This window comes from Pseudomonas sp. RSB 5.4, from assembly GCF_037126175.1.
Lineage (GTDB): Bacteria > Pseudomonadota > Gammaproteobacteria > Pseudomonadales > Pseudomonadaceae > Aquipseudomonas > Aquipseudomonas fluorescens_H.
This window is the reverse complement of sequence record NZ_CP146986.1, coordinates 3,211,001-3,223,044: the sequence shown is the minus strand read 5'-3', so window position 1 is coordinate 3,223,044 and position 12,044 is coordinate 3,211,001. Positions and strand designations below refer to the sequence as shown.

Genomic DNA, 12,044 nt, shown 5'->3' with positions numbered 1-12,044 from the left:
TTGAAGGTGAAAACTGAGCCGATACCTGTACATTCTGCCAATCGGTGCGATTATCGCCCGCAACCTCGAGGCCTGGATTGAAGTGATGAACAAGCCTGACCTGCCTTCGATTCCGGTGTTCAAGCTCTACGGTGAAAGCCTGGACTGGCCGACCCCTGACTTGCTGCACTGTGAAACCATTTCCAAACGCAGCCGCGAACATCAATGGGAAATCAAACCCCACCGCCACGCCGATTTGTGCCAGTTGCTCTTCGTCTTCAAAGGTCAGGCAGAGCTTGAAATCGAAGGTCAACGCACGCAGCTCAACGAACCCGCCATTCAAGTCCTGCCACCGTTGTCGGTGCATGGTTTCCGCTTTTCCGAGGACGTCGAAGGATTCGTCGTCACCCTCGCCAATCCGTTGATCAATCACTTGCAGGCGCAACTGGGCAATTCGGTGCACGCACTGGCCCAGGCCGAGCACTATCCGGCGGGCAAGGATGCGGAGTACCTGAACAGCCTGTTTTCAGCGTTGCAGGCCGAGTACAACGGCCATCAGCCAGCGCGGGAAATGCTCATGCATTCGCTGGTCAGCGTGATCATGGTCTGGGTCAGCCGACAGGCGATCGTGCGCCATAACGCCAGCCAGCGACCGCAACGCCAGCGCGAATACCTCAACGGGTTCATTCAATTGGTGGAGGAGACTTACCGCCAGCATGTGAAGGTCGAAGACCTCGCCCATCGCCTGGGGATTTCGGTGTCGCACCTCAACGGCACCTGCCGGGAACTGGCAGGGCAGCCGGCGCTGCAGATCATGCACGAACGCCAGTTGCTGGAAGCCAAACGTTTGCTGACCTACACCAGCATGACCATTTACGAGATGTCGGAGTTGTTGGGGTTTTCCGATCCGACCAACTTCACGCGCCTGTTCCGGCGCCGGGTGGGGATATCGCCAAAGGCCTTCCGCGACCGGCTGAAGGCCGAGCAGTGATCTTGTAAACGCTGCGGTCTCCTGTGGGAGGGGGCTTGCTCCCGAAAGCGGTCTATCAGTTTGCATCAATGCTGAATGACACACCGCATTCGGGAGCAAGCCCCCTCCCACAAGACTGCATGCCAGCTCAGGTCAATCAGCGCAACGCATTGAGCGTCGCGTTATGCGGAATGCAGCGCTCGAAATTGCAACTTGCGAACTCGCGGGGCAGTTGTCGCAGTTGCTCGACCCGCCAGGCCGCGGTGCCGTACAGCGCCAGCGTGGCGGCGCAGGTGATGAAAATCGCGAAGTACCTTCTTGTTCTGATGTTCATGGCGTTGACCTCTGAACGCATACCCTGCGGTATTACTTTCAGCATAGGTCAGCGGTACAGAGTTGCCAGCCACGGCTCCCGCGTAGGTGACATACCTTCAGCACACGGATGACACCTGTGGGAGCGGGCTTGCTCGCGAAGGCGGTGTGTCAGTCTGGATTGCCCTCGACTGACACGACGCATTCGCGAGCAAGCCCGCTCCCACAGGAATACCGGATTTACAGGCCCATATCCCATTTGGGATTTTCCGGGAATCGTTCGACGAGAAAATCCAGCATGCTGCGCAGCGCCGCCGGCATGTGTTTGCGTGACGCATACACCGCGTAGATGTTCATCTGTCGTGGCTCGGCATCCGGCAGCAGACGTACCAGTTCACCGGCATGCACATGCACCCCGGCCTGATAGGTCGGCAGCATCGCCACCCCCGCGCCGGCCAGCGTCGCCCGCAAAAGGGTGCTGGCTTCATTGGCGCTGATGTTGCCCTGTACCGGCACCGACACCGGTTCGCCATCCTCCTCGAAATGCCACAGGCTCTTGCCGAAATACGAGTGCGTGAGGCAGTTGTGTCGGCTCAGGTCCTCGACCCGCTGCGGTGGCGGGTTATCGCGCAGATAAGCCGGTGCGGCGCAGACCACCGAGCGGCACACGGTCAGGCGTCGGGCGATCAGGTTCGGATCGAGGTCATTGCTGGTGCGGATCGCCAGGTCGATGCGCTCATCCACCAGGTTCACCGTACGGTCGAGCATCTGCAGATCGATGCTGACCCCGGGGTAACGTTTGACGTACGCCGCCATCGCATCGGCCAGTTGCGCCTGGCCGAACGAGGTGCTGACGCTGATACGTAGCAATCCTCGCGGTGCATCGTGCGGTTCACTGACTGCTGCCTGCATATCCGTCGAGAGTTCGAGCATCTGCCGGCAGCGCGGCAGGATTTCACTGCCGGCGGCGGTCAGGCTCAACTTGCGCGTGGTGCGGTGCATCAGACGCGCGCCGACCCAGTCTTCCAGCTCCGCCAGATAGCGCGACACCACCGGCCGTGACAGGTCCAGATGATCGGCGGCCGCCGACTGGCTGCCCAGATCCACCACCGTGACAAACACCCGCATTGCTTGAAGACGATCCATGATTTGCCCGCTTTCAGAAACAAACTATGTCCAAGCATCGCATTTTTTGTACCGAGTCAGGCAACTAAGCTCTGTCCCATCGCCAACCACGGCATTCGGACCACGGAGCAACAGATGATCGGCTTCACTTCCCTTAAACGCGTTTTGCTCGCCACCGCCACCCTCGGTTTCGCGGCCCACGCCGCTGCCGCCAACCTGACCCTGGATGTCTACAACCCGGGCACCAACGCGATTTTCCCGGTGACTTCGGTGCTGGTCAGCGGCGAGAAAGACGCGATCCTGGTCGACGCGCAATTCGGCAAGGCCCAGGCCGAGCAGGTGGTGGAAAAGATCCGCGCCAGCGGCAAGCACTTGACCACCATCTACATCAGCCACGGTGACCCGGATTACTACTTCGGCCTCGACACCCTGACTCAGGCTTTCCCCGACGCCACCGTGCTGGCCTCGCAGCCGACCGTCGATCACATCAAGCAGACCGTCGACGGCAAACTCGCCTTCTGGGGCCCGAAAATGGGCGCCGACGTGCCGGCCAAAACCATCGTGCCGGGCGTGCTCAAGGGCGACAGCCTGATGCTCGAAGGGCAGAAGTTGCAGGTGGTGGGACTTGAAGGCAAACAACCGGATCGCAGCTTCGTGTGGATTCCGTCGCTCAAGGCTGTGGTCGGTGGCGTCGTGGTTGCCGAGAATATCCATGTGTGGATGGCCGACACTCAGACCGCGCAATCCCACGCCGACTGGCTGCAAACCCTGCACTCGATCGAAACCCTGAAGCCGAAAACCGTGGTGCCGGGTCACTATCTGGGCGAGAGCAGCCGCTCGCTGGCCAGCGTGAAATTCACCGCCGACTACATTAAGGCTTTCGACGAAGAAACCGCCAAGGCCAAAGATTCCGCCGCACTGATCAAGGCCATGCAAAAACGCTACCCGAAACTCGGCGAAGAAAGCTCGCTGGAGCTGAGCGCCAAAGTCGCCAAGGGCGAGATGAAGTGGTAACCCGATTGATCTGAAACAGAGGTCGAGAGGACTTTTGTGGCGAGGGAGCTTGCTCCCGCCCGCCTGCGCAGCAGGCGTAAACCTGCCAATGCGTTGTATCTGAAACGGGCGGGGAGTGCTTCGCCCTCCAGCGGGAGCAAGCTCCCTCGCCACAGGGAATACCGCTTCAAGATTAGATTTATGCCGTCGTTGAAACTCTCAAGCCAACTGGAGAATGTCATGAGCAAGATCGCAATCATTGGTGCCACCGGCCGTGCCGGTAGCCAACTGCTGGAAGAAGCCCTGCGTCGCGGCCATAGCGTCACCGCCATCGCCCGCGATACCTCGAAGATCGGCAACCGTGCCGGTGTGGTCAGCAAGAATGTCGATGTGCTGGATTCGGCGGCGCTGCAAGCGGCCGTCGCCGGTCACGACGTGGTGATCAGCGCCGCGCATTTCGCCACCGTACCGGCCAGTGCCGTGGTCGGCCCGGTGAAGCAGGCTGGCGTGAAGCGTCTGCTGGTGGTCGGGGGTGCCGGTTCGCTGTTGCTGCCGGACGACACCCGAGTGATCGACAGCGCGGGTTTCCCCGCCGAATACAAAACCGAGGCCAGTGCGGGGGCAGCGTTTCTCGATGCCTTGCGTCAGGAGCAGGATCTGGACTGGACCTTCCTCTCGCCATCGGCAGAGTTTGTCGAAGGTGAGCGCACCGGCACCTTCCGCGTCGGCAAGGATCACTTGCTGGTGAGTGCCGAAGGTCGTAGCTGGATCACCTTCGCCGATTACGCGATCGCGCTGATCGACGAAGTGGAAACGCCGAAGCATTCGCGTCAGCGGTTTACGGTCGGCTACTAAGCAACGACGCGGAACAAATGCGGGAGCGGGCTTGCTCGCGAAGGCGGTGTGTCAGCGACATTTGAAGTGACTGACACTCCGCCTTCGCGAGCAAGCCCGCTCCCACAGGGGTATTTGTTTGTTTCAGCGGGTATGCGCCTGTTCCACCAGCCAGATCATCAACTCCTCCAACTGCGGCGATGCTTCCCCACCCTGCGGCATCACCACGTAGTACCCCAGCCCCGTCTTCACCTTCAACTCAAACGGCATCACCAGCCGCCCCGCGCGCAGGTCATCGCCGATCAGCGACCAGTCGCCAATCGCCACACCCGTCCCGTGGGAGGCCATCGACATCGCCTGATCCAGCGTCTCGAAATGCTGCCCCGTGTCGACATTGCTCAATTGCAACCCGGCGGCTGTCAGCCACACGGTCCAGTCCTGGATATCGTGGGTGGGATGCAGCAGCAGATGCTGTTGCAGATCGGCCGGTTCGCTCAGCGCCGGTGGGCCCTTCAATAGCGCTGGCGAACAGACTGGCGTCAGTTGTTCATCGAACAGATGCAGGGCGGTCGACGAATTGTCCGGCGGCGTGCCGTAGATCACCGCGGCATCGAATGGCTCACGCTGAAAGTCCACGCCGTGGGCCAGTGTGGTGGTCAGTTTGACCGGCACATCCGGGCGTTCCTTTTGCCACTGCAGCAGGCGCGGCACCAGCCAGCGCATCACGCAGCTCGGCGCCTTGAGTTGCAGGGTTTGCCGCTTGAGACCGATCTGCTCGGTCGCTTCGCTGATCAGGCCAAAGATCTTCTCCACCCGTGGCAGCCACTCACGTCCTTCAGCGGTCAGCTCAAGGCCTCGGGCCAGACGAATGAACAACTCATAACCGAGATGATCCTCCAGCCCGGCGATCTGCCGGCTCACTGCGCCCTGGGTGATGTGCAACTGCTCGGCCGCCCGGGTGAAGTTGCAGCACTGCGCAGTGATCAGAAACGTGTGCAGGGCGGGCAGGGGAGGCAGTCGTTTCATGGTGATCCGAGGTATGACGTGAGGACATGGCTAGTATGACTTTTAATCGATTGTTGCCGCTACTCGCCGCCCGTTCAATGAGCCCATTCCACCCGGATCGATGTGGGAGCGAGCTTGCCCGCGAATACGGTTTTCTATTCAGCATCAATGTGGCTGATACACCGCTTTCGCGAGCAAGCTCGCTCCCACACTGGCACGGCGTATTGAACAACAAGAAGGGCAATCGGCATGGCGACGTGTGGCGAAGTACTGGTCAAGTTACTCGAGGATTACGGGGTCGAGCAGGTGTTCGGCATTCCCGGGGTGCACACCGTTGAGCTGTATCGCGGCCTGGCCCGTTCGCGCATCAACCACGTCACTCCACGGCATGAACAGGGTGCCGGTTTCATGGCTGACGGCTATGCGCGCACCAGCGGCAAACCGGGTGTGTGCTTCATCATCACCGGCCCGGGCATGACCAACATCACCACCGCGATGGGCCAGGCCTACGCCGACTCGATCCCGATGCTGGTGATCTCCAGCGTGCAGACCCGCAGCCAGTTGGGCGGCGGTCGTGGCAAGCTCCATGAGTTGCCGAACCAGAGCGCGCTGGTCGGCGGTGTCGCTGCGTTCTCTCACACCCTGATGTCCGCTGCGGAATTGCCGGGCGTGCTGGCGCGTGCCTTCGCCCTGTTCCAGGCCGGGCGCCCGCGTCCGGTGCACATCGAAATTCCGCTGGACGTGCTGGTCGAGGAGGCCGATGAATTGCTCGGCAGCGTTCCGGTGAGCATCGATCGTGCCGGTGCGGCACCGAGTGCCGTCAGCCGCATGACTGAGCTGCTGGCCAACGCCAGGCGTCCGCTGATTCTCGCTGGCGGCGGAGCCATCGACGCCGCACCTGAGCTGACCCGACTGGCCGAGCGCCTCGATGCCCCCGTAGCACTGACCATCAACGCCAAAGGCATGTTGCCGTCGAGCCACCCGCTGCTGATCGGCTCGACGCAAACGCTGGTCGCGACCCGTGCACTGGTGGCCGATGCCGACGTGGTGCTGGCGATCGGCACCGAGCTGGCGGAGACCGATTACGACGTCACCTTCGCCGGTGGTTTCGAGATCCCCGGCAAGTTGCTGCGCATCGACATCGACGCCGATCAGACCGTGCGCAACTATCCGCCGCACGTGGCGTTGGTCGCCGATTCGCGCAACGCCGCGCAAGCGCTGCTCAGTGCGCTGGCACAGCAAGAACTCGCCGAACGCAGCAGCGATTGGGGCCAGGTTCGCGCCGCACAACTGCGCACTGAACTGGCCGCAAGCTGGGATGCGCCGACCCTGGCCCAGACCCTCTTTCTCGACACTGTGCTTGATGAACTGCCGGATGCGGTGTTCGTCGGCGATTCCACGCAACCGGTGTACACCGGCAACCTCACGTTCAACCCGGATCACCCGCGCCGCTGGTTCAATTCGTCCACCGGTTACGGCACCCTCGGTTACGCCTTGCCGGCGGCGATCGGCGCATGGCTCGGCGGCAGCATCAAGGGCGGCGCGCGCCCGCCAGTGGTGTGCCTGATCGGCGATGGCGGTTTGCAGTTCACCCTGCCGGAACTGGCCAGTGCGGTTGAGGCGCGCACGCCGGTGATCGTCCTGCTGTGGAATAACCAGGGCTACGAAGAGATCAAGAAGTACATGGTCAACCGTGCCATCGAGCCAGTTGGCGTCGATATCTACACCCCGGATTTCATCGGCGTCGCCAAGGCCCTGGGCTGCGCCGCCGAAGCGATCAGCTCGGTTGAACAGCTGCGTGGTGCGCTGCGTGCAGCCACTGATCGTCAGGGCCCGACCCTGATTGAAATCGACCAGACTCAATGGATGCAGGCGGTGGCCAAATGATCAATTTCCCAACCACACTCGATGGCCTGTACATCAACGGCCAATGGTCCGCCGGTCGCGAGCATCTGCGGGTGATCAACCCGGCCACCGAAGCGCTGCTGACCACGGTCAATGGCGGCGATGAAAGCGCGGTTGATCTGGCCGTCAGCGCAGCCACTGAAGCGTTCAAGAGCTGGTCGAAAACCAGCGGTGCCGAACGTGGTGCGATCCTGCGCAACATCGCCAATGGCGTGCGCAACGGTCGCGATCACCTGATGCAGCTGCAGTCGAGCAACAACGGTAAACCGCAGTTCGAAGCGTCCATCGACGTCGATGACGTGATCGCCACGTTCGAGTATTACGCCGAACTCGCCGAAGGTCTCGATGCGCAACAGGACAGCAACGTGGTGCTGCCCAGCGACGACTTCAGTGCGCGTCTGCGGCGTGAGCCGTGTGGTGTGGTCGGGCTGATCGTGCCGTGGAATTTCCCGATGGTCACCACCGCGTGGAAACTCGCGCCGGCGCTGGCCGCCGGTTGCTGTGTGGTGCTGAAACCGTCGGAAGTCACGCCGCTGCCGGAGCTGGAACTGGCGGCGATCATCGCCGAATCCGGTCTGCCCCAAGGCGTGTTCAACCTGGTGTGCGGCACCGGTCTGGCGGTCGGTGCGCCGCTGTCGGCGGATCCGCGCATCGCCAAGATCTCCTTCACTGGCAGCAACGCGGTCGGCGTGCAAGTGATGCAACGCGCCGCCGAAACCGTGAAGGGCGTGAGCCTGGAACTGGGGGGCAAATCTTCGCTGCTGGTGCTGGCTGATGCCGATCTGGAACTGGCGGTGGAGCTGGCCTGTGGCGGCGGATTCTTCAACGCCGGGCAGATGTGCTCGGCCACCAGTCGGGTGTTGGTCGCCGATGAGCTGGCCGACGAATTCCTGATCCGTTTGCAGGCCCGCGCGGAAAAAATCCGCGTGGCCGATCCGTTCGATCCTGAAGTGGAGATGGGCGCGCTGGTCAATCAGGCGCAGTACCAGCGCGTGCTCGGCCACATCGATCGCGGCTTGAGCGCCGGGGCGAAATTGATCTGCGGCGGCAATCGTCCGGCGGATCTGCCACGCGGGTATTTCCTGCAGCCGACGGTGTTCACCGAAGTGCCCCTCGACAGTGCGTTGTGGTGTGAAGAGATCTTTGGCCCGGTGCTCTGCGTACGCAGCTTCTCTTCAGAAGCCGAGGCGATTGCCTTGGCCAACGACAGCCAGTTTGGGCTGGTCGCCAGTGTGGTGACTCGCGATGCGGCTGCGGCAGATCGGGTGGCGAATGCGTTGCAGGCCGGGCTGGTGTGGATCAATGCGCCGCAGGTGATCTTCCCGCAGACCGCCTGGGGTGGCTACAAGCAGAGCAGCATCGGCCGTGAATTGGGGCCGTGGGGCCTGGCCGCTTTTCAGGAAATCAAGCACGTGATCCGGGCGCTCTGAACGGCGTGTCGGGTCTTAGCGATCTGATCCGGATTTTTTGCTGAGCATTCCGGCCTCTTCGCGAGCAAGCTCGCTCCCACATTGGATGTGTGATCAACACTAGTCCACTGTGGGAGCGGGCTTGCTCGCGAAAGCGTCAGCCGCAGCAGAGCAGATTCCGGATCAGACCGACTGCCGCAACCGCGCCAGATCCCGCAACGGCGGCGCGCCAAACAAGCGGCTGTACTCGCGGCTGAACTGCGACGGACTTTCATACCCGACTCGATAGCCCGCGGCCGACGCTTCCAGCCCTTCAGCCAGCATCAGGCGTCGCGCCTCTTGCAGGCGTAGCTGCTTCTGGTACTGCAACGGACTCATCGCCGTCATTGCCTTGAAACGGTGATGCAGGGTCGAGACGCTGAGGTTCACTTCCTTCGCCAGATCATCGATGCGCAGCGGCTGCTCGAAGTTGCCGTTGAGCCATTTGATCGCCTGGCTGATGCGGTGGCTCTGGCTGTTGGCAATCGCGATTTCATACAAGCGATGACCCTGCGGACTGCGCAGCAGGCGATAGAGAATCTCCCGGCGAATCAGCGGCGCGAGCATGGCGATGTCTTTCGGCGCGTCGAGCAGGCGCGCCAGCCGCAGCACCGCGTCGAGCATCGCACTGTCGATCTGCTCGACATACAGACCGCGTCCCGTGGGCCGGGTCGGCACACCCATCGGGCCGGCGTCGGCGATCAGTGCGGTGATTTCCGCCGGGTCGATGTCCAGGCGCACAGCGAGGATCGGCTCCTCCGGCGAGACATTCACCACCCGTCCGCTGAGCGGCATCGAGACCGAGACCACCAGGTAATTCAGCGGATCGTAATTGAAGTACTCATCCGCCAGCCGCACCTCTTTACGACCCTGAGCCATGATGCACAGCGCCGGTTGCGCGAGTACCGGGGCGAAGTCGTGGGATTGGGTGTGGCGCGACATGAACAGCGAGCCGATGGCGGTCGCATAACTGCCATCGTCGGTGGTGTTGCGACGGATGATCGCCGCGAGTTCTGCGCGCTGTTTTTCCATGTCGGCATCGGGCGGGGCTTGGAAACGATCGAATGACGTCATGCACGGCATCCTCGGCAAGGGATCTGGAATGGGGCAGAGCATAAGTTTGTGCAAGCGCGAGCGGTAGACACATCCTGTCAAATGCTTGCCTGATTCTGCATGGGCTGGTTTTGCGCGTCGGCCATCAGCCCGCGACCGCCACCTTACCCCTTGCGGCGAATACCCCTGTAGGAGCTGCCGCAGGCTGCGATCTTTTGATTTTAAAAGCGAAAGTCAAAAGATCGCAGCCTGCGGCAGCTCCTACACAAAACGCGTATGACAGGGGTGTGACAGGGTTTTAGTGGTGGTTGCCGGACTTTTGTGCAGTCTCGCAGGATTGTGCAACGCAGCGGCAGGAATCGACTAACGGCGCCTTGTGCGCGGCCCTTAACCTTGGATCCTGTCGCAGCCCGTCCCCCGGCTGCCACGCGACTCCCTGGGAGGGTTGAACATGTCCAAGCAGATTCCCGTCAGTCATATGGCCTTCGTTCGAGCGCGCGCCGGACGCTCCGCTGAACTCGGTGTGCGCCTCAGTGCCTTGATCGAACCGTCGCGCGCCGCCCCCGGTTGCCTGAGCTTTGCCCTGCAGCATTCGCAATGCGATCCGGAGCTGTGGCTGGTCTCCGGTTTCTGGAGCCATCAACAGGCGATGACCGCGTATTTCAACAGCCCGTCGATGCAGATCTTTGCCGAGTTGGTCCAGGATCTGGTGGTCAACAGCCTGGATTTCCAGACCTTCAAAGAGGTGTCAGCGGCGCAGGCGCTCGGACAATGTCCGGCACCGATACACAAACTCGCCGGTTGAGGGTTTAATGTCCGGCTTATTCGTCTGAGCCAGGATGTGTGCCATGGCACGTAAAGAGTTTGAACACTTCGAAGCAGTCTCCGCAGTCGTCCCCGTCGAGTTGGGCGGCAACAAGGGTTATCACGCGGCAATCGCGGTCAAGGCCCTGGTCGATGGCGGTGCGCCACGCTTCCACAAACTGCTGGGTGATCAGGTGTTTCCCGGCGCCATCGCTGCCGATGACGCGGCGACCCAGGAGCTGGACCGCCTCAAGGGTGTCACCGATGACGCCGAGCTGATCTGGTAACTGCGCTTACTTGCCCGCACCCGGGCGCCACATCTTGAACAGGGCTTCAGGCCCCAACTGGAAGTAATCCGCCGGCCCGCCGCCGCGCAGAATCGGTTCTGCCGCGGCGGTGTCGTAGATCCCGTCCTTCAACAGCCATTTGGCGATATGCACGGCGACCACTTCGCCGAGAATCAGCCAGCTCGGCACGGTTTCGCCATCGGCACGCTGCAACTGAATGATCTGTGTGACCTTGCACTCGAAGGACACCGGGCTTTCGGCTACTCGTGGCACCGCAATCACCTTCGACGCTACCGGCGTCAGCCCGGCCAATTCAAACTCGTTGACCTCAGGCGCGACCATCGCGCAGCTCTGGTTCATCTGCTCGGCCAGCGGCCGGGTGGCGAGGTTCCAGGCGAATTCACCGGTCTGCTCGATGTTGTTCAGGCTGTCTTTGCGCCCGACACTGGAAAAACCAATGATCGGCGGAATGTAGTTGAACGCGTTGAAGAAGCTGTAAGGCGCCAGATTCAGCTGGCCGTGGGCATCCTGCGAAGAAATCCAGCCGATGGGGCGCGGGCCGACGATGGCGTTGAACGGATCGTGGGGCAGGCCGTGGCCATTGGCGGGTTCGTAGTAGTGGATGTCATCGGACATGGTGAATGAATTCCTGAGGCTGCGTTTCGGATGCGGCCATAGTGCAAGGACGCTCCGCGTATTTCCAGTCAAACGCTGATCCCCCTGTAGGAGCTGCCGCAGGCTGCGATCTTTTGATCTTGATCTTAAAAACAAAATCAAAAGATCGCAGCCTGCGGCAGCTCCTACAGGGGATTTGGGGGATTTGGGGGATTTGAGAATATGTGATGTTTCAGAAATGACTAAGCCCGGCCGAAGCCGGGCTGTGGAAGAACTGCTCATACTTAGCTGATGGCTGCAGCAGTACCGGTCTTGTCGAAGCCGTCAGCTGCAACGGTTTTGCCGATGTTGGTTTTATCAAAACCATCTGCGGCGTAAGTGCCCGAGTGGCTGGTTTCGATGACGGCGGAACCGCCGGTAATAAAGTCGGAGGATTTGGTTTTGTCCGAGCCATCGGCAGCGAAGGTGTTGGCGGCCAGTACGGACAGGGTCAGGGCGAGGATCAGTTTGGTTTTCATGTTCTTTACTCCAGGTTCGTTGGCGGATGTGTCTTGCATGGGTTTAATGCTACGCCAACTAAATTGATTGAAAAGCGCAAATTAATGCTAAAAGCAATCGATTAAATAGATATTAAGGGCGACGCATTAAATGGCTTCCAGTCTCTGGAGCGAACGCCGCGCAGGTAATCGATCAGGTGTATGCAGGATGCAAGGG

At 61.1% G+C, this 12,044-nt stretch carries 13 protein-coding genes; 7 read left to right on the top strand and 6 right to left on the bottom strand.

The annotated features are described in order from the left end of the window. Nucleotides 1–85: 85 nt before the first annotated feature. Nucleotides 86–970, top strand: a complete 885-nt coding sequence (locus V9L13_RS14480; RefSeq protein ID WP_103486318.1) for a helix-turn-helix domain-containing protein — start codon at nt 86–88, stop codon at nt 968–970. A gap of 136 nt (nt 971–1,106) precedes the next feature. On the opposite strand, the gene V9L13_RS14475 is transcribed toward V9L13_RS14480, so the two are convergent. Together V9L13_RS14475 and V9L13_RS14470 are read right to left on the bottom strand one after the other, a co-directional pair. Beyond that, a complete protein-coding gene (locus tag V9L13_RS14475) occupies nt 1,107–1,283 on the bottom strand; it encodes a hypothetical protein (protein WP_003227641.1) in 177 nt (58 codons plus the stop codon). Between the two features lie 218 nt (nt 1,284–1,501). Continuing rightward, nucleotides 1,502–2,407, bottom strand: a complete 906-nt coding sequence (locus tag V9L13_RS14470) for a LysR family transcriptional regulator (RefSeq protein WP_338799871.1) — start codon at nt 2,405–2,407, stop codon at nt 1,502–1,504. A 114-nt stretch (nt 2,408–2,521) separates the two neighbouring features. On the opposite strand from V9L13_RS14470, the gene V9L13_RS14465 reads away from it, so the two are divergent. Both V9L13_RS14465 and V9L13_RS14460 read left to right on the top strand, forming a co-directional pair. Next, complete coding sequence (locus tag V9L13_RS14465; protein ID WP_262142027.1) at nt 2,522–3,400, top strand: MBL fold metallo-hydrolase; 879 nt, start codon at nt 2,522–2,524, stop codon at nt 3,398–3,400. A gap of 219 nt (nt 3,401–3,619) precedes the next feature. Further along, nucleotides 3,620–4,234, top strand: coding sequence for an NAD(P)-dependent oxidoreductase (locus V9L13_RS14460; RefSeq protein WP_003227638.1), 615 nt, complete (start codon nt 3,620–3,622; stop codon nt 4,232–4,234). A gap of 123 nt (nt 4,235–4,357) precedes the next feature. Here the strand turns inward: V9L13_RS14460 and V9L13_RS14455 are convergent, their stop codons facing one another. Beyond that, nucleotides 4,358–5,239 (bottom strand): LysR substrate-binding domain-containing protein, encoded by an 882-nt coding sequence (locus V9L13_RS14455; protein ID WP_103486315.1) that lies wholly within the window; start codon nt 5,237–5,239, stop codon nt 4,358–4,360. Nucleotides 5,240–5,467: 228 nt separating this feature from the next. On the opposite strand from V9L13_RS14455, the gene V9L13_RS14450 reads away from it, so the two are divergent. Together V9L13_RS14450 and V9L13_RS14445 are read left to right on the top strand one after the other, a co-directional pair. Further along, entirely contained in the window at nt 5,468–7,105 is a 1,638-nt protein-coding gene (locus V9L13_RS14450) for a 5-guanidino-2-oxopentanoate decarboxylase (protein ID WP_338799870.1), read from the top strand. Further along, entirely contained in the window at nt 7,105–8,553 is a 1,449-nt protein-coding gene (locus V9L13_RS14445; RefSeq protein WP_338802872.1) for an aldehyde dehydrogenase family protein, read from the top strand. Before V9L13_RS14450 ends, V9L13_RS14445 begins: the two co-directional genes overlap by 1 nt. Nucleotides 8,554–8,715: 162 nt before the next feature. Here V9L13_RS14445 and V9L13_RS14440 read toward each other — a convergent pair whose 3' ends face one another. Then, entirely contained in the window at nt 8,716–9,645 is a 930-nt protein-coding gene (locus tag V9L13_RS14440) for an AraC family transcriptional regulator (RefSeq protein WP_003227633.1), read from the bottom strand. A gap of 430 nt (nt 9,646–10,075) precedes the next feature. Here V9L13_RS14440 and V9L13_RS14435 point away from each other — a divergent pair, with 430 nt between their 5' ends. Together V9L13_RS14435 and V9L13_RS14430 are read left to right on the top strand one after the other, a co-directional pair. After that, nucleotides 10,076–10,429, top strand: coding sequence for an antibiotic biosynthesis monooxygenase family protein (locus tag V9L13_RS14435; protein ID WP_338799869.1), 354 nt, complete (start codon nt 10,076–10,078; stop codon nt 10,427–10,429). 43 nt (nt 10,430–10,472) lie between these two features. Next, the gene (locus tag V9L13_RS14430) at nt 10,473–10,715 is read left to right on the top strand and encodes a hypothetical protein (protein ID WP_103486312.1); all 243 of its coding nucleotides are present in this window, start codon (nt 10,473–10,475) and stop codon (nt 10,713–10,715) included. 6 nt (nt 10,716–10,721) lie between these two features. On the opposite strand, the gene V9L13_RS14425 is transcribed toward V9L13_RS14430, so the two are convergent. Then, on the bottom strand, nt 10,722–11,351 hold the full coding sequence (locus V9L13_RS14425) for a flavin reductase family protein (RefSeq protein ID WP_003227627.1): 630 nt from the start codon (nt 11,349–11,351) through the stop codon (nt 10,722–10,724). A gap of 263 nt (nt 11,352–11,614) precedes the next feature. Then, on the bottom strand, nt 11,615–11,848 hold the full coding sequence (locus tag V9L13_RS14420) for a hypothetical protein (RefSeq protein WP_003227625.1): 234 nt from the start codon (nt 11,846–11,848) through the stop codon (nt 11,615–11,617). Between the last annotated feature and the right edge of the window lie 196 nt (nt 11,849–12,044).